This window comes from Lewinella sp. 4G2 (genome assembly GCF_001625015.1).
In the GTDB taxonomy this organism is placed as follows: Bacteria; Bacteroidota; Bacteroidia; order Chitinophagales; family Saprospiraceae; genus Neolewinella.
Window position 1 is genome coordinate 264,429 of sequence record NZ_LVWJ02000011.1, and the last position, 19,209, is coordinate 283,637.

Annotated in this window: 11 protein-coding genes; 8 read left to right on the top strand and 3 right to left on the bottom strand. The window is 56.9% G+C overall.

The window, feature by feature from the left end:
* Nucleotides 1-18: 18 nt before the first annotated feature.
* The gene (locus tag A3850_RS01165; RefSeq protein ID WP_068213147.1) at nt 19-6,483 is read right to left on the bottom strand and encodes a PKD domain-containing protein; all 6,465 of its coding nucleotides are present in this window, start codon (nt 6,481-6,483) and stop codon (nt 19-21) included.
* 292 nt (nt 6,484-6,775) lie between these two features.
* Here A3850_RS01165 and A3850_RS01170 point away from each other — a divergent pair, with 292 nt between their 5' ends.
* From A3850_RS01170 to A3850_RS01200, 7 genes are all read left to right on the top strand, one after another.
* Entirely contained in the window at nt 6,776-7,858 is a 1,083-nt protein-coding gene (locus A3850_RS01170; protein WP_068213150.1) for an AAA family ATPase, read from the top strand.
* Nucleotides 7,859-8,267: 409 nt separating this feature from the next.
* Complete coding sequence (locus A3850_RS01175) at nt 8,268-8,978, top strand: phosphatidylcholine/phosphatidylserine synthase (protein ID WP_068213152.1); 711 nt, start codon at nt 8,268-8,270, stop codon at nt 8,976-8,978.
* A 306-nt stretch (nt 8,979-9,284) separates the two neighbouring features.
* Entirely contained in the window at nt 9,285-10,565 is a 1,281-nt protein-coding gene (locus A3850_RS01180) for a beta-propeller fold lactonase family protein (protein WP_068213154.1), read from the top strand.
* A 149-nt stretch (nt 10,566-10,714) separates the two neighbouring features.
* Complete coding sequence (lipA, locus tag A3850_RS01185) at nt 10,715-11,626, top strand: lipoyl synthase (RefSeq protein WP_068213156.1); 912 nt, start codon at nt 10,715-10,717, stop codon at nt 11,624-11,626.
* A 63-nt stretch (nt 11,627-11,689) separates the two neighbouring features.
* Nucleotides 11,690-13,144, top strand: coding sequence for an HTTM domain-containing protein (locus A3850_RS01190; RefSeq protein ID WP_068213158.1), 1,455 nt, complete (start codon nt 11,690-11,692; stop codon nt 13,142-13,144).
* A 17-nt stretch (nt 13,145-13,161) separates the two neighbouring features.
* Nucleotides 13,162-14,817, top strand: coding sequence for a carboxypeptidase-like regulatory domain-containing protein (locus A3850_RS01195; RefSeq protein ID WP_068213159.1), 1,656 nt, complete (start codon nt 13,162-13,164; stop codon nt 14,815-14,817).
* A gap of 218 nt (nt 14,818-15,035) precedes the next feature.
* Complete coding sequence (locus tag A3850_RS01200; RefSeq protein WP_068213162.1) at nt 15,036-15,437, top strand: LysM peptidoglycan-binding domain-containing protein; 402 nt, start codon at nt 15,036-15,038, stop codon at nt 15,435-15,437.
* A gap of 124 nt (nt 15,438-15,561) precedes the next feature.
* Here the strand turns inward: A3850_RS01200 and A3850_RS01205 are convergent, their stop codons facing one another.
* The gene (locus A3850_RS01205) at nt 15,562-17,034 is read right to left on the bottom strand and encodes a lipopolysaccharide biosynthesis protein (RefSeq protein ID WP_068213165.1); all 1,473 of its coding nucleotides are present in this window, start codon (nt 17,032-17,034) and stop codon (nt 15,562-15,564) included.
* Between the two features lie 483 nt (nt 17,035-17,517).
* Here A3850_RS01205 and A3850_RS01210 point away from each other — a divergent pair, with 483 nt between their 5' ends.
* On the top strand, nt 17,518-18,765 hold the full coding sequence (locus tag A3850_RS01210; RefSeq protein ID WP_068213166.1) for an ABC transporter permease: 1,248 nt from the start codon (nt 17,518-17,520) through the stop codon (nt 18,763-18,765).
* Between the two features lie 54 nt (nt 18,766-18,819).
* On the opposite strand, the gene panD is transcribed toward A3850_RS01210, so the two are convergent.
* A complete protein-coding gene (panD, locus tag A3850_RS01215) occupies nt 18,820-19,164 on the bottom strand; it encodes an aspartate 1-decarboxylase (RefSeq protein ID WP_068213168.1) in 345 nt (114 codons plus the stop codon).
* Nucleotides 19,165-19,209 lie beyond the last annotated feature (45 nt).

The following is a 19,209-nucleotide window of genomic DNA, read 5'->3' on the forward strand; positions in this document are numbered from 1 at the left end:
GTGCTCAGCGTCGGTAGTCTACTGGACTACTATACGCCGCGCCCAGGCTTCACCCGCTTGCGTACCGCGGAGGGTGTAGACGCCCGGCTTGAGACCGCGTAGGTCTAACGATATGACGTCACGTTCATCAACCCTTTGGCCAACGGTAAACGTACGTACTTGTTGGCTCGTACCATTCAGCAACTCGAGTCGGTTATCATCAGCGTCCGTGGCCAACTTGCCGTATTCCAGATAAACCTGTTCGCGGGCGGGGTTAGGGTAGACACTGATCTGGAGAATTTCATCTTGGCTACCATCGTCCTCACCGGAAATCCGAACCAAGCGGCGGCGGACGCTACTATCACACCGGTCTCGATCGTTATTGTAACGCGTGACGCGCATGCGAATATCGTACAGCCCTTCCTCTGGGAAGGTGAACTCTGCGGGGTTGCCTTCCAGGATACCCAAATTACGATTCACCGGCTCGCGTTGGCGGATTTCCCACGACACTTCGTCACAAGAGCCAAAATCTGCATTCGCCGTAAAGTCATAAGTCAGCGAACTGCCCTGCTGCACTACCGTAAACAGTTGGTTCATATCGTTGCGTAGTGGCTCGCACTTACAGTCCGTGATTGCGCAATCCGGCATTACGAGGCAGGCTTCAAATTTGCAGCAATTAAGGTGGAAGTCTTGCCCATCCTCGGTAGTCTCGTGCAGGATCACTTCCACGCAGATCGTATCATTCGCCAGGGCGGGGACGCCGATGGGGAATGAGATGGATGTCGATGCACCGGGAGCCAACGGCGGGAAGGTGATTTCCAGATCGTAAGCATCCAGCGCGGCTGGGAAGTCGATGTAGGCCTCGCTCACCGAAACGTCAGAAGTATTGGTCAGTATACCATTCCAGATGTATACGTTGCCTTCGCAGTACACTTCTTCGGGGGTCAAGTAACCACAATCGGGCTCGCAGAAGAGAGAAACGGTATCGCGGCACACGACCTCACCGTTAATGCGCCATTTGATTTCCAGCAGGTTCTCGGCCTGCGTTCCTGCATCCAGGCATACGCGGGGCAACTGGAAGCTACCGCCGGGCAGAAAGGCCCCTTCGGTCGACGCTACTTTGATGGACCGGCCATCCGTACTCGTCACGGCCTGCAAATCTGCCGCAGGCGTATTGATGGCACTGATGGTAGCGCCTGAATTCGGGTCAATGAGGCAGAGCACGACATCGTCAAAATCAAAGTTGTCCGCATCATCGAACAAGAAGATGTCGTAGCAGCAATCTTCTCCGGTTTCGGCGAGTTCCGCGTACAGATCATCACAGGGGTCACAGTCGGGGATTTCCAGGCACCGCTTCTCTTTCGTCGAGCAACAAAGTGCGGCAGGGTCCTCGTCGGGGTCAGCGCTGTGGGCGACGAGCATGTAGCAGAACTCTTCGCCGGCGGGCAGCGCGGTAGCGGGGAAGGTCAGCGTTTCACAGGTTCCGGGCGCTATCGCAGGTGCGAAGTTTTGTCCGGAGGGGAGCAATGCGGAAGCGGCTGGTGACTGATCGATAAACTGGAGGTGGCTGACGGGGAAGTCCGCATCGGCCGGCACGCAAACGGTGACGGAGAAGACGACCAGTTTGTCCTCCGTACAGATCAGGGTGTCACTGGCGACGTACGCACAGTCGGGGGTAGGCTCACATTCCGTGACGACTTCATCTTCACAGATCACTTCGCCTTCCGCGTCGAGGTATTCAATCAGAATGACCTGGGGGGACTCGGTAATGTTCTCGGGGCAAATGGTCATGATTCCAGCCAGGTTGGTTGGTAGTTCCGTAACCAGACCGGGATCGATCGCCAGTTGAATGGCGCCACCCAGCGTAGTAGACGAGAATCCGAAAATTGGGTTTACGGATCCGGGAGTGATAGCTAAATCCGCATCAGCAGTGGATACCTGAATGAGGTAAGCACCCGCCGGCAGGTCAGTGTAGGCCAGTTCGTAACAACAGCCTTCATCCGTAGTGGAAGCGGATACGCGCGTAGCAACCGTTTCCAGCTCATCGCAGTCACCACAGTTGATCACCTCGAGGAAGAGCTCACCACTCGTTGTACCACATAGCGTAGAGGTGTTCTCTACGTACACCTGGTACATACCTTCCATATCCACGGTGATGGATTGGGTAGTAGCGAACGGCGAACCATCCTTGAACCACTGGTAGGTGTACGGACCGTCAGGACCAGAAATCGTGTAAGGGCGGCAGACCTCGTAGCAACCGGAGGGTACGCTACAAACGTCGGGCAGCGGATTGATGACCACGCTACTCGAGGAGGAACAACCCGTCACGGAGTGCGTAGCGACGACACTGATGGGCCCCGCCAACGTAGTAGTGGTACTAGTGCCCGAGCCACCGTTGCTCCAGGTATAGTTGACCTCAGGGTCGGGGTTAACGATACTGATGGTGTTATCGTCACCCTCACAACCCGTTCCGCTCAGAGCGAGGGAAGCATCGGGGAGGGGTTCTTCCGTCACGTCAAAATTGGCCGTCGAAGTACAGCCGAAATCCGGATTGGTCACCGTCAACTGTACTTGGTGGAGCCCAGCGCCGTTGGCTGCGATGGTGATGGAGTTAGCCGTAGAGGTCTGGCCAGTGGTCAGGTCTTCCCACAAGACGTTTTCGCCGCCGCTGGCCGTAGCCGTAAGGGTGGTGCTTCCAGGGATGCCACAGATGTAAGGGTTACCGAACCAGCCGGCGGATGGTAGGGGTACCACCTGTACTTCTACTCCCTCGACGGCACGGGTACAGCCGAAACTATTCGTCACCGTTACCGCGTAGGTACCCGCAGTCGATACCATAATGGACGGATCGGTGCTTCCGTTGGACCAGGCGTAGGTATGCCCGGGAAGGTCATCAACCGATAGCTCCGTTTCGTCACCGTCACAGATGATCAAGCCATTGCTGGCTTCGATTTCATCCTCAAGTGGAAGCGGGTTCACGGTCACCGTTTTAGTTAGGCTATCGCGGCAACCATTTATGTTGACAGTAAGTAACTCTACCGTGTAAGTCGTAGGAACGAGGGGATCATAGGTCTTCTGGGCCATTTCCGAAACTAGGCTGGTGCCATCGCCAAAGTCCCATTCCCAGTAAACCAGGCCGGTGCCAGCTGGCGTGAAATCAATCACTTCACCCGCACATGCCGTTGAGGAGCTGATGGTGAAATCGGCCGTCGCGATCTGATCTACCGTAATCGTTTCTTCATAGCGGCTTTGGCAGCCGCCGTCGTCGACAATGAGGACGACCGTATAGGTGTCATTCATCGCGTAGGTGTGGGTGGGGTTCGGTCCGGATCCGGTCGCACCGTCGCCGAAGGCCCAAGTGTACGTCAGAGGGCCAGCTAGTAGAGCTGGTGCAGTAAGGGTGCGGTCGGAGAAGGATACTTCACCGCAAATCTCTTCCCAACTGAATTCAGCTTGGTGAGGGATGCAGATATCGATAAACTCAGTCAATCCACACACGACGGTATCAGGCCCGCTCGTGGTCATGGTGATCAAGGAGTCGTAGACCGTACTGTACACCCGGGAGCAACCGACTTCGTTGAGGCGAATACGAATGGAAGTGCTACCACTGGCGACTGACCCACCGGCGCTCAGGATGCTAAAGTCACTACCGAGGCTGTAGAAATCGTGGCGATCCGCACTGTCCGCGGAGAAAGTGGCCGTAACGTTTACCGTATCGCACCAGGGGGACTCTGGGGTAGCCACTAAATCGTGGATGCGAGAAACCCCACTGGCATCACATCCAGGGTTGGGCCCACAAGTCCGTTCGTAAACGAGGACAGGGTCGCTATCCTCAAAACAGCCGTTAGCGTCGAAGATGCGCACGTAGTAGCTGAAAGTACCGGCGGTACCCGTCCAGTTATGGGTGAAGGAACTGTTCGCCGGGCTGGCCGTCCCCTGCGGCGCGTTATTACAGAACCAGAGGAAGTCCACCCCGGTATCCGTAATGGCAGACAGTACGGGTGGCGCTGGATAGGGCGTATTGCTAATACAGATATCGTTATCCCCAGTGATGGTAGCGTCAGCCGACGGGCCACCGGAAAACGAAACCTGGTAATTAGCAAAACCGGTACAACCGTTTACGTCCGTCGTTGTGACCTGGTAGTTACCAGGCGTCGTCACGGTAGTCGTCGAACCGGTAGCGCCGTTGCTCCACGTAGCCATAGGGAAGGCCGCAGCATTGATGCTGAGCTGGGTGGAATTGCCATTACAAAGATTTCCGGTCTGCGTAATCACGGGAGTATCGGCAGTCCGCAGATTGACGGCGTAGGAGAGGGTGAGCGTTTGCCCACACACCGTTATTTCCAGGATGACGGAAGTACTTACGTCGTCCGCATTCCACTGTATTTCGCAGGAAGTCCCATCCGTGGCACTTACTACTGACCCGGCACCTGCGTCAGCGACAAACCAGTTGTACGTGGCGCTTGGATGTTGGGGGGTATCGAGTGAATACATGGCCGTTTCGTTGGTGCAGGCCGGGTCGCCCGTAATGGCGGGTGAGCCAATGAAGTCAATACTCGTCAGTGATGCACTAGCGGTTTCGCTAAAGCAGAAGGGCGCATTAGTATCCTGGCCCGAGACCGCGACGGAAGCACCGGCGGGGGAAGAAAACACGAAGGTCGCCAGTGGCCCACCCTGCCCCTGAACGATGGCACCATTAGTGGCCGTCCAGTTATAGTTGTAGCCCGGCGCGGGGTTAGTGATTTCGAAAATCACACTATCGCCCACGCAGTACTCGGAAGGACCAGTGATGATCGGTAGCAACTGCTCCTCCACAAAAACGGTGACTTGCTGCACGGGGCGGCAGTAGTCCGACGCATTATCTACCGTTACTTCTACCGTGTAGGTGCCGGCGGCCGGCCAATTGATGCTGTGCGTTGAGCCGGATCCGGCAAGGCTTGGTTCTCCCAGAACTTCCCAATCCAAATTAGCGCTGGGATCGATGTTACTGGTGGCGCTCAGGAAGGTCGTACCATCCACGCAAGCTGGGTTTGGGGAAGCAAACACAGTGAAGTCGCCGAGTACCGTGACTTCAAACGTAGCCGTGCCCTGACAATCCGACGCGTCGTGGCCGGGAAGGCCCTGCAGAAAATCACTTTGGTAGGTGGCCGTGATTACGTAAGTACCGGGCGTCGTGCCCCAGGTAACGGACATGATGTTGCCCGTAGGCGTACCGTTGATGGTGCCACCTCCACTAATGGACCAACTGTAGGCAGTCGTCATCCATTTAGGCAATTCGTAGGTAGCCGTAACGCCGGGGCAGACGGAGTCGTCTCCTTCGATTGGCCCATCGTCAGAAATGATGGGGACGATGGCTACTGAGGGGACCGGACAATACTCGTCGTCACAACCCAACGCTTCAAGGGTGATCGTACCCGTAGGGCCATCACCCCAGGAGACCGTGATGCGGTCCGTCCCAGCGCCGGCGGTGATGGTACCGTTACCGGACACACTCCAGTCGTATGTGCTGCAGTTTTTGGCATCCGTCCAGTATTCGCTTTCGTCGCCTTCGCAGAGGGTAGAGATCCAGTAAATGGCGGGGCCGGGGTCTTCCGAGACATCGATCACGTAGGAGATAGAATCGGTACAGCAACAGCCCTGGGAGCCATCCGCGTTGATATTCTCCGAGGTGGCGTAGAGCGTTACCGTTTTGGGGCCAGGCGTAGTGTAAGTATGGTTTGGGTTAGCGACATTTTGGGCCGTTGTGCCGTCGCCAAAATCCCAGTCGTAAGTGGCCGGGGGGCCGGTGGTCATATTGGTGAAGTAAACGGCCTGGTCGAGGCAGACATCGGTTGGCGCGCTAAAGTCGGCGACCGGCGTCAGGTTGAGTTCTACGCACCAGGTACGGGTGTACAGTAGCTGTCCATCTTCGTCAAGCACATCCACCGAGAGTGAGCCCGTAGAGGCGGGGCCCCACTCGACTAGCAGTTCGTTTGAGCCATCCGTGTAGGATGGGTCGCCGTTCGTAGCGGACCAATCGTACTGAACGTTTTCACCGGGCGTGAAAACGTAGGTGATGAAGCTGTTTTCACAGGCGACGAGGCAGTCTTCGTCCTGCATTCCATCGCTCTGAGGGTTTGGTGGGGATAAGTCTAGTTCTACGAGACTGCAATCCGGTTTCGGGCACTTAATGGTGAGGGCAACCGGTTGGACCACGACCGGATCTCCAACGCCACCGGCGGGGTCCGCATCAAAAAAAGTGATGTTGAACGTGTCGGTGAAACCGCAACAGCGTTCTTCGGTAGCCTCCCGGCTGAAGGAGACGTTGCCCTGCTGATCAACCTGGTAGCAGAGCCCTCCGGGGCCTTCCGCGAAGTAGGGTTGGCCGACCAGAAACTCCGGCGTCACGTTAGCGATGACACCCTGACCGAGGGGAGCGCAGAGGTCGCGCAAAGGGAACTGTTCTTGCGCCGCCATGGCAACGGAAAGCAAGAGGAGGAAGAAGATGGTGTAAAGTTTTCTCATGATGGCAAATGCGTTGTGTCCCCTGCCGAATCGGACCGGGTCCCGTGAAAGATTGAAGGCTTAAGTGTTTGGACATCGTCTTCAATTTAGGAATCTTACCCCCACCCCGGAAAAATATTTACAACTGTACTTATTTGCGCCTTGAAGACACCCCCAGCCCAATACTTAAAGTGAAGTTTTGAGCTCAATTGCTGGCATGGTATGCTAGTCCTCACCAGCTAGCACGCATGGGGATTGCCGGAATAAATTGTATCATGAGTGCTTATTGCTTTAGCCCACTACCCACCACCTTATGCTAGACCGCCTTTACATCGCCGCTACCTCCCAACACGTGGGGAAAACTACCTGTACCCTTGGCTTAATGGCGGCCATCCGAGCCCGGGGCCACAAGGTCAGCTACTGCAAACCTGTCGGGCAGGAGTTCGTGGAACTCGGTGAATTGAAGGTGGATAAGGACGCGCTGCTCTTTTCGCGGGGGATGGATTTCGAACTGAGTTCAGAGTTGCACAGCCCCATCATCATTGGCCGCGGCGTCACGGCGGAGTACCTGGATGACCCGACCCGCTTCAACTTTGCGGATGGCATCACCAAGGCCAGCCGGCGGCTGCAGGCGGAGAACGACTTCGTCATCTACGAAGGCACCGGCCACCCGGGGGTGGGGTCGGTTTGTGATATGTCCAACGCCCAGGTGGCCCAACTCCTGGGTTCGCCCGTCGTGATGGTCGTGGAGGGGGGCATCGGCAATACGATCGACAAACTCAACATGAACCTGGCCATGTTCCGGGAGCGGCGGGTGCCGGTGCGTGGGGTGATCGTCAACAAATGCATCCCCGGCAAACTGGAAAAGGTGCGGCACTACGTGGACATCTACCTCAAGAAACTGGGCATTCCCCTCCTCGGCGTACTGCCCTACGAGCGGCAGCTGAGCAGCCCGATCATGTCGTCCATCCGCCGCGCCCTGAACGGCAAGACACTCATGCACCGCAAGCGCATGGATAACCGGGTAGAGAACATCGCCAGTGGCAGCCTTTTGGCGCAGGAGGAAGTGGAGAACCTGAAGAACCTCCTCATCATTGTCAGTCACCGCCGCTACGACGAGGCGATCGCGGCCCTGCAGCTGATCCTGGCCGAACGTGGCTTACCTGGCTCCACCATCAGCGGTATCGTGATTACCGGCATGGTGGATACGGAGCTTACGCACGTAGATTTTCTCGATGCGTTTAAGATTCCCGTCGTGTCCTGCCCGCTCGATACTTACGGGGCAGCGGTGCGCATTAATGCGATGGAGGTGAAGATTAATTTGAAGACGCCGTGGAAGATTCGGCGGGCGGTGGAGTTGATTGAGGAGTATGTGGATATGGATTTGTTGTTGTAGGGGGGGCGTTTTGTGGGGTTTTATCTTAGCCTTCTTTTCGTTGGGATCTTTCTTGACATTTCTTTCGCCGGGATCTTTGCTGACCTTCTTTTCGCCGGGATCTTTCCTGACCTTCGGTCAGTCTGATGCGCTTCGCGGCTACTGCGTGGTCCGGGCTATCTTGGTGATGCGCTTCGCGTCTACTTCGTGGTCCTATCGGGATCGGGTGTCATCCCTTCCGGAGATCAGGGTTCATCCTTATCGGGATCTGGTGTTATCCTTACCGAGATCTGGTGTTATCCTTACCGAGATCTGGTGTTATCCTTACCGAGATCAGGTGTCATCCTTTCCCAGGGTCGTCGGCCTGCGGCCTTGGGACCCTGGGTTAAGGGGGACCCCTTCAGGGTCTGGCGTTTTATATTCGTGGCTCATGAAGAAGATTTTCGCCTGGTCCGTTCACATTTTTACTGCTTCCGGTTTGCTGGCGGGGTTCATGGGCCTGCTGGCTACGGTGGCGGGAGACTACCGGGCGGCGATGCTGTGGTTGCTGGCTACCCTCGTGATTGATGGGATCGACGGGACGTTTGCGCGCATGGCTAACGTGCAGGAGGTACTGCCCGGGGTGAGTGGGAAAACGATTGATTACGTGATCGACTTTTTCACCTACGCCATTCTGCCTGCTTACCTCTTTTACGTGGCCGTGGACATGCCGGATACGCCGCGCCTCATCGGGAGCTTTTGTATGCTGATGTCCGCCGCCATCTACTACGGGTTGGATGGGATGGTGAGTGAGGACGGTAAGCACTTCGTCGGTTTTCCAGTGATGTGGAACATGGTCGTCTACGCCTACATCTTCGTTTTTCCGGACGTTGGCTGGCCCGTCCTGCTGGGTCTTACGGTCTTCTTCGCGGTCATCCACTTCGTACCCATCCTGTTCCCCTACCCCAGCCGCGGTGGCCGCTGGTGGGTACTGACGATCGTGGCGACGGTGGTCTTTATTGCTACCGCGGTAGTCAACGTGTGGTACTATCCGGAGCCGGTGGCGTGGGCGCGATGGGCGACGGTGGCGGCGATTGTTTACTACGGAGTGGTGAGTACCCTGGATACGATCTCGGCCCGCCGGAAGCAATCACATAAGTGATATCCTTTTATCGTATGAACCTGAAAATCAATAAGTAACTACCCTGTCACTGATTGATTTAATATCTCGAATTAGTAAATTCCTTCAGGCTTACACCGCGCAGATAACCACATTACTGCCTGCGCGCGAATAGGGTTTCCAATGGATTTAATTGGATAACGGACCGCCCCGTGTCGCCTCAAGACAGTCATGCCGATCCAGAGAAACACAACGCAGCCTCAGGAGAGAAACGGAAGTAGGGGGGAGTACATCACTTAGCGCTGGGTGGTGTGTCAACCTTCACTAATCAACCAAAATCTAATCGTGATGACCCTCCGTTTTTCAACTTATTTTTCTCTCCTACTTGCGGGTTTGGTCCTGGTCGGCTGCCAGGAAGAGCAGCTCGTTACCCCCAGCGAAACCATTGATGATTCCGCCAGCTTCGACCTGGTCGATGACTTCGCGGCCGAAGACGCCGAAATGTTGAAGTTGGACGCCGACGAATACGTTTCCTCCGCTGAGCTCGCCGCCATGGTGGAAGAGCAGTTCGCCGCTAAGGGTGATGCGCTCCAAAAGAATACGACCAACCGCCGGGGTACCACCGTCTACACCCTCACCAACAGCGTCGTTGACAACGAAGTGATCGTCTTCGATGCAGCCGACGATGGCACCCTCACCGAAAGCGGCCGGTTCCGGACGCAGGGGCAGGGCAGCGACGATAACCTCGCCAACCAGGGTGCGTTATTTCTCGACAACCGCAGTAACCTCCTGTACGCCATCAACGCCGGCTCCAACGAGTTAACGGTATTCGGCGTCAACCGTAATGGTAGCCTTGGCTTTCTGGATAAAATCGCCACCCAGGGTGAGCGCCCCGTTAGCGTAACCGCTTATGAAAACGTGATCTACGTCGTCAACGCCGGTACGGATAACGTAGAAGGGTTCCGCCTGAACCGCAATGGCCGCCTGCGCCAGATGAACAACAGCGTCCGCCCACTGAGTAGCACGGGTACGGCGCCGGCGCAGATCAGCTTCAAACCCAATGGTCAGGCCCTCCTCGTAACGGAGAAGGCCACGAATCAATTGACGTCCTACCGCGTCAACCGAGCCGGCCGCCTCAGCCGCCCGAGCTTCCTCACGGCGGCCAACAACACCCCGTTTGGGTTTGACTTCCTCAGTGGCCGGACCATCGTTTCCGAAGCGGCCGGCGGCAACGACGGCCTCGGCACCGCCAGCGTTTACCGCCTCAGAAACGACGGCACCGTCCGCCTACTCAGCGGCCCCACCGAACTCGGGGAAACCGCTACCTGCTGGATCTCAGCCAACCGCCGGACTGGTAACGTCTTTGCGACCAACACTGCTTCCAGCAACATCAGTAGCCTGGCGCTGGCCGGCAATGACCTCGCCATTACCAATGGTGGGCAGACAACGCCTGCGCCCACCATCGTGCACGACGCCGGGCAGAACCGGGAAGGCACCTACCTCTACGCGGTAACGATTGGTTCCGACGAAGTGCTCAGCTACCGCATTGGCGATAACGGCAGTCTGGTCCAGATTGATACGGACCCAACCTTAGCTGACTTTGCATCGGGCATCGTCGTACGTCGGTAATCGATTCAGCGATATATAATAGTCCAAAAGCGCCGCTTCGTCCCCTGGATGATGCGGCGCTTTCCATTTCTTAATTCCATCGTTCGGAGCTCGGTACCGGGCAACAAAACCTACCCTACCTTTGTCTTCCCACAAACCGCAACCAATAGATGATCGACCTGCCCGTAACCAACGCCCGGCCCCAAACGGAAGCCGCCGCTCCCGTTAAGCTCGATAAAAAAGGACGCGCCCGTAAGCCCGACTGGCTCCGGGTCAAACTCCCCATCGGGCCGGATTACAAGCGGGTACGCGCGCTGGTGGATGAGTACAATCTCCACACCATTTGCCAGTCCGGCAACTGCCCTAACATGGGCGAATGCTGGGGCGCCGGCACGGCCACGTTCATGATCCTCGGCAACACTTGCACTCGTTCTTGTTCCTTCTGCGCCGTCAAGACCGGCCGGCCTACGGAGTACGATACCGACGAGCCCCGCCGCGTCGCCGAAGCCATCGATTTGATGCAAGTCAAGCACGCCGTCCTCACCTCCGTCAACCGTGACGAACTCAAGGACCGCGGCGCCGAGATCTGGTACCAGACCGTCGTACAGATCAAGGAGCGCACGCCGAATACGACCATCGAAACGCTGATCCCCGACGTCCGTGGTAACTGGGACGCTCTTTACCGGATGATCGACGGCGGCCAAGAAGTGGTGAGCCACAACATGGAGACCGTCCGCGAGCTCTACCGCAAGGTCCGGCCCCAGGGCAAGTACGACCGCAGCCTCGAAGAACTACGCCGCATCAAGGAATACGGCAAACGCACGAAGACCGGTTTCATGGTCGGGCTCGGCGAAACGGAAGCCCAGGTCGAGCAGATCCTCAAAGACCTCCGCGAAGTTGGGGTGGACGTCGTCACCATCGGCCAGTACCTCCAACCCACCGCCATGCACCTGGCCGTCGACTCCTTCGTCACGCCCGACACCTTCGCGCACTACAAAGCGATGGGGATGGAGCTGGGTTTTGACTTCGTAGAGAGCGGGCCATTGGTTCGGAGTTCTTACCATGCGGAACGGCATTTATAGTCTGTAGTCTGTAGTCAACAGTACCATGTCCAATTAAGTACGCGCTTCAATCAAAGCGGATTCATGTCAAGTGCGGTAGCCAATCAGTCCTCGCCAATCGAGACTCGAGAATCGAGAATCTACCGGCCCACCCCCATCCACACCCTAGTCTTCCTCCGCATCGCCCTCGGCCTGCTGGGTGGCGGCGATATTTTGGGCAACGGGATTTACTATCACTGGTACCTGGACGAGTTCAGCGGGTTCACCTTTCGCTACTTTGGGTTTGAGTGGGTGCACCCGTTTCCGGAACCCTTCCTGTCCCTCTTTTTCATCGTTGGTTTTTTGCTGGGTTTGGCCGTCGCAGTCGGTTGGCGATTTCGGGTTACGGCGCCGTTATTCGCCCTGTTTTTCAGCTACCTCTTCTTTCTCGAAAAGGCCCACTACCTCAACCACGCCTACCTATTCATGGTCCTGGCCTGGCTGCTGTGTCTGACGCCGGCCTGGCGGGAATTTTCCTTGGACGTTCGCCGAAACCCGGCCGATTGGTCGCCCGTCGCGCCCGCTTGGAGCGTGTATTTATTCCCCGCGCTAATGGGGGTCGTTTATTTTTTCGGCGGCATCAACAAGATCAATTACGACTGGCTCATCGAGGCAATGCCCCTCCATTTGTGGCTCGAAAACCGGCGGGAGATGCCCCTGCTGGGTCCAATTTTCGCTAAGAAAACCACCGCCTACGTCATGGCCTGGGGTGGTATGTTACTCGATCTCACGGCGGGTTTCCTCCTGTGCCACCGTACGTTACGTTGGGTGGCTTTGGGCCTGCTTTTCTTCTTCCACGCCACCAACCACCTCATCTTCAACATCGGCATATTCCCCTACCTCAGTATGGTGCTGACAAGCCTCTTCTTTGCACCTGATTGGCCAAAACGCCTGGTGGATTGGATCGCCGATCACGCTTCTTGGACTTGGGCGCGGACGCAGGTGCAAAGTTGGCGGGACGGGTGGCAAGCCCGGATTACAGGACGAGACGCCAGCCAAGGGACGAGACCCTTCTGGCAGGACCAACCGCAGTACCGAGTGGGAGTGGCCGCCTTCCTGATCCTTTTATTCGCCGTAAACATCTTCCTCCCCCTCCGCAACCACGCCTTCAACAACGACGTCAACTGGACGGAAGAAGGCCACCGCTACAGCTGGCGGATGATGCTCCGTAGCAAACAGGGAAGTGGCTACTACCAACTGACGGACCAAGCCACGGGGGAAGAATGGAGGGTATCTCCCCGGGACAGCCTCCACCCCAAGCAAGCCCGTAAAATGGCCACCCACCCGGATATGATCCTCCAGTACGCCCACCATTTGCGGGATCTCTATGCGGACCAGGGAAAGGATGTTGCCGTCCGCGGCCGTTTCAAGGTGAGGCTCAACGGCCGCCGCCGCCACCCCTACATCGACCCGGAGGTGGACCTCGGCCGTACCCCCTGGACCTGGGGCGAAAAGGACTGGATCCTGCACGAACCCGCCCCGGAGCCAACCAATAACTAAAACTCTACCTTCGCCCAATGCCCACCAAGCTGCTGGCCACTTTCTTGTTTTTAGGACTTCTCTGCCTGCCCTTCCTCGGCCTGCAGCGTTGTGCGACCCCGACGGCACCGACCGGAGGACCGCGGGATAGCCTCGGTCCCGTCCTGGTGGTGGAAGAAAGCACCCCGAACTTTCAGACCAACTTCCGGCCGGAAGAGATCGTCCTGACCTTCGATGAATGGGTGGAGATCGACCCTAAGCAACCCATATTGATCTCCCCACCCCTGGAGCTGGGGGAGCTAAACCGCCCTCAATTGCGCCGGCGTAGCCTCGTCATTAATTTAGAAGGTTTGGAGCTGCGGGATAGCGTTACCTACGTCGTCAACATCGACGCAGCGATCAAGGACCTCAACGAGGGAAACCCCACGGATAACCTGCGCTTCGTTTTTGCCACAGGGCCAGTACTCGATTCGGCCACCGTTTCCGGTACGCTGGTGACGGACTTCTCCGGGGAGCCGATCGAAAACGGGACCTTCACCTTATTCAGCAACCTCGCGGATACGGCGGTGACCACGGAAAACCCGACCTACTTCGCCCAGACGGATGAGGACGGGAAGTTTACGGTGTACAATATCCGTCCGGGCACCTACCGAGCGGTGGCCCTGCAGCGAAACCCGTCGGCGACCAACTATTTCTACGACCTGAAGGGCTACGCCCAACCCCAATCTGCCGGCTTCGTGGACTCCTTGATTACCATTGAAGACGGAACCAACGAAGTGGGTACCATCCGCCTCTCCCCCATCCAAAAACCGGTACGGATCAACGCGGTGGATATGACCGTCAACGGCGTCATTCGCCTGACGGTGAACCAAGCCGCCGAACTGGTCGACCTGGAGTACTCCGGTGACTACGAGCGGCAGGATTTGAACGATACGATTGCCCTATTCTACCGGACGCCTACGGTGGATACTGTTTTCGCCGTCCGCAACGGGGAGCGGGTGGATACGGTGGTGATGGAGGGGCAGCCCGGGGCGGTAGTCCGCAACTTCAGGCTCCTGCGTTCCCCCGGCAGCCGAATCTTTACTGGAGATGGGATCGAGGTGTTGCTGGACCGGCCGTTGGAGCGGCTGGACACCAGCTTGGTATCACTTACGCAGGACACCTTCACGGCGCGGTTACCCTACACTTATGCGTTGGATTCCACTCAAGCCGGGCGGATCACTTTTCAGCGGAAGTTCAACCCCAGCTCCCGCTACGAACTGAGTTTCCTGCCGGGCGCTTTGACGGACTGGGTGGGGAACGTGAATACGGATACCATCGTCACCCGATTCACGGCGGATGAGGAGGAGAAGTACGGTTCCCTCGCTCTCCAGCTTACGGATCTGGACCCGACTTCGAACTACATTCTGCGTCTCGTCCAGAACGATAAGGTGTTGATCGCTACGCGGCGCTACGTTGAGAAGCGTTTTGCGTACGATGTGACGTACCGAGGACTGAAGCCGGGGACGTACACGGTGGAACTGTTGTATGATTCCAATGAGAACAACCGGTATGATTCGGGAGATTTCTTGTTTGGACGGCAGCCGGAGGAGGTGCGTAGGATTGAAGTGGAGCCTCTGCGGGCGAATTGGGAGGTGGAACAGGTGATTAGTTTGAAGACTGGTGGGGAGCGGGAAGCGGTGGAGGAGCGGTAAATATTTTGGGCACGGGTTTGGGGTACGGCTAAAGCCGTCCCTACCGGTATAGTGCTGGCGGGTACGGCTAAAGCCGTCTTTTCGGGTGGTGGGCTGGCTAGGTTACGGCTGAAGCCGTAACTACGGACGCTGCGCTTCGCTGGCGGGTACGGCTAAAGCCGGACGCTACGGGCGAACCATGGGGGGAAGTGTGCGTTGCCTATGCAAAACCATACTCTATGAGCTTGCAAGACAAGTACCGCAGCGTCCTGAACATGGGCGAAAAATTCAATGCCCGCGATGGCTACGTAGAAGAAGCCGACGGCAAACTCCGCATCGGCGGAACGGTGGAATACCAGCACCAGAAAGACCAGATGTGGGACGAAATCAAACGCGTTGGCGGCGAACAGGCCCGCGACATCGAGGCAGACATCAAGGTCACTAATAAGACCGTCTACGCCCGCCACACCGTGGAGAAAGGTGAAAGCCTCTCCCTCATCGCCAAGGAATACCTCGGTGACGTGATGGCCTACAAAGAACTCTTCGCCTTCAACTCCGACAAACTGGACGATCCGAACAAGATCTTCCCCGGGCAGGATCTGGCCATTCCCTTTCCGGAGGGGCGGAGCGCAGATGCTTAACTAGACGTTAGATTTTGGACGTTAGATTTTAGACGTCGGACGGCCGGATCATACAGTGATTCGGCCGTTTTTGCTTCGTAGTTGGTCTTTCAATTGAGCGCTGCGTACGCCGTTACTATTTTGATCATGTCCTCAACACCGAACGGAGCCATTTATACTCTACGGCACCGTACGTCACTATCAGGGCAGCGAACATCGCGATTCTTGCCCCTAAACCTGCATCCAGCGACAGCGCCCCGTACACGGTGAGGGCGGAGAGGATGATATAAAGGAGAATGCGGAGAAGTGGATAGGGGACCGGAAAAACCCGGCGGGTGACCAACCAGGCGAGGACGCACATCGTTAAATAACAGGCCAGCATGGCGAGCGCGGGGGCGATGATGCCGTACTCCCCGATGAAACCGATGCCCACCGCAGCACAGATGATGCTGCCGGTAAAGGCGATGATGCCGCCGAGATAGGTCTTGTCCGTGAGCTTGTAGGCGATGGAAAAATTGCTGTAAAGGCCGAGAAAAAAGTTACCCGCCAGGATGAAGGGTAGGACGAAAAGCCCCTCCTGAAGGTCGCGGCCGATGAAGTCTTTGAGCCAGGGTAAGAAGACGAGGATGCCGGCGCAAACCAGGGTGCCGACGATGGCGTAGGCGCGGGCGGCGTCGGCGTAAATGGTGCGGTCCGCCGTAGCCAGGTCGCTACCCGCCTGGCGGAAGAAGAAGGGCTCGGCGGCGTAATTGAATGCCGTGACGAAGAGGTTGAGGATCACTGCCAGCTTGAGGGCGGCGGAGAACTGGCCCGTCCAGTAAAGGTTGCTCGTCACGTCGTCCCCGAAAAATTCTTTAATGACGGCCAGGCCGGATTGAGCGTTGTACACCCCGGCCACAGCCACCAAAGTGAGCGGCGCGCTGTAGGCCAACATCTTGCCGTAATTTGGGGAACTGGACCAATCGGTCTTGCGCTTGCGGTAGCGCCACAGGCCGTCAGCGAGCAACAGCAAGTATCGAAAGGCCGCCGCCACCGCGATCGCCCCCATGTAGTAGACGACCTGGTAACTCTCTTCGTAGGCGACGCCGAATAGCGTACCCCATTCCGGCCAGAAGTGTAGTAACGTAAAAACCAGCGCCAGCAGCAGGAGGACGTTGCCCAGATTCACGAAGACGAAGAACCAGGCCCGCCGCTCCAGCCGCAAACGGGCCAACGGGACGGCACTCAGGCAATCGCAGGCCACCGTCAGTAAAAAGAGGACAACATACACATCGCGATCGGGGTAGGACATCCATTCCGCCACGTTGCCAGCGAGTAACAAACCAGTACCCACGACGGCCAATACGGCGCCGACGACAAAGCGTTGCGCCTTGCGGAAGACGGCCCGCGCGTCGTACTCCTTCCGGCTGGCGAAACGAAACACGACGGTATCCATCCGGAACGTGAGCAGGGCGATGAGCAGGGCAATCCAGAAGAAGAGGTCACCGACCACGCCGTAGTCCTCACTCACCATCACCGCGGTAAGGAAAGGCACCAAAATGACGAAGTTCAACAACCGGGGGAGGATGTTGGCCAGTCCGTAGATGATGGTTTCGCCGCCTAGTTGCTTTAAAGACATTTTAATAGTCTGGAGTCTACAGTCTGTAGTCTGGAGTCTGGAGACTTTCGGCTAATGGACAGCAGGTCAGGATGGTTGGCAAAAGTAGGTGGTTGGGGGTTGGGGAGGGAACGGGCTTGGTTAATTTTGCTAAATGATGGGTTTGCTAAACGTGGGATTATGTAGATGCGGAAGCAATCGTAAGGAAATCGGAGATTTCAGCCCCTTTCTTCTCATCCATCTCTTCCGCCTTTCACTTCTTTGCGCAACAAATGCAGCGGTTGCAGGGATTCGCCACACTTCGATCATAAGTAAAATTCCAATGGCTGCGTGAAGGCACGACAATCGCTAATCGAGTATCATGACCACGAAGTAGCGCAGAGCAAATCAAGAATCGAGTATCGAGATTCGCCAATCGAGAATCCTAGAGCTCTTCCTCTACCCCATCCGCCCGTTCGTCGATTAAGGCCCGTGCGCTTCCGGGGCCTTCGTACCTTCACCCCCATGGGTCTTCTAGAAAATTTTCGCGTAGCCCTGCGCAGCGTTAACGCCAACCTTTTGCGCGCGCTGCTCACTACGCTCATCATCGCCGTGGGCATCATGGCGCTCGTCGGTATCCTGACGGCGATTGACGTGGCCATTTATTCCTTGTCCTCCAATCTCTCCAGCCTGGGGGCGAATACGATTGAGATCGAGCGCGTCAGCACCACCGTTAGTGGCGGGCGGCGGCAGGGGCGGCGGGGCGTCAAGAAACGCTCGGACCCCTTCACTTACGACCAGGCGATGGAATTCAAGGAGCGCTACCAGTACCCGGCCGAGATCAGTGTAAGCAACTTCGCTACGGGGGCTACGGTCGTTAAATACGGTGAGGAGGAGACGAACCCCAACGTCAGTGTCTTCGGCGCCACCTCCAACTACCTCGACACGAAAGGGTACGAGATCGAGGCCGGCCGCAACATCACCGAAAAGGAAGCACTAGAAGGTGGCAACCTCGTCGTCATCGCTTCCGACCTCGTGGACGCCCTCTTCGACGGCAAACCTCAGGAAGCCATCGGAAAGGAAATCAGTGCCGGGCCACTCCGTCTCTCCGTGATCGGCGCCCTCAAAAGCCGGGGCAGTTCGATGAACGCCAGCCAGGATCGCCGGCTCATCATTCCCCTTCAAACCGCCAAACGCTACTACGGCTCCAGCCGGACGAATTACGATATCCTTATCGCCATTCCCGATCCTACGGGAGTTGACGCGGCGATGGGCGAAGCGACCCTCACGATGCGGGGCGTCCGCCGCCTGAAGGCCGGGGAGGAGAATGACTTTGAAGTCAAGAACAGTTCTGACCTCGTCAGCATCATCAAAGAAAACACGGTTACGCTACGCTCAGCGGCGCTCGGTATCGGCCTCATTACCCTGCTGGGGGCGGCCATTGGGCTGATGAACATCATGCTCGTTTCCGTGACCGAACGGACGCGGGAGATTGGCGTCCGCAAAGCCCTCGGGGCCACCAAACGCAACGTGCTCCTACAATTTCTGATCGAAGCCATCCTCATTTGTCAGATCGGCGGTGTGCTGGGCATCATCCTTGGCGTTGCGGCGGGTAACGTCATCGCACTCGTGCTGGGCGGAAGCTTCATCGTCCCCTGGGTGTGGATTGGTCTGGCCCTGGTTACCTGTACTATCGTGGGCTTGATGGCAGGGCTTTACCCGGCGATGCGAGCGGCGGCTTTGGACCCGATTGAGTCGTTGCGTTATGAATAGATATTAGATTTTAGAAGTTAGATATTAGAGGGTTGTGTGTCTAAAATCTAAAGTCTAAATTCTATTGTCTTCATCTGGAAACGCAATCTTCGGCTCAAACGCCAACGCTTCCTCCTCAGTCATATACCCGTAGGCAATGATGATGACGACATCCCCCACCTGGCAGCGGCGGGCGGCGGCGCCGTTTAGGCAAATGATCCCACTCCCTTCTTCACCACGGATGGTATAGGTCTCGATCCGCTCCCCGTTGTTGTTGTTGACGATCTGTACTTTTTCGCCTTCAATGATGCCGGCCGCGTCGAGCAGGAGGCCGTCGATGGTGATGGAGCCCACGTAGTTGAGGTCCGCTTCCGTGATGGTCGCGCGGTGGATCTTTCCTTTGAATCTCTGAATCAGCATAAATCGGCAATCTGGTGGGGTCAAAAAAAGTAAATCGGTACACTT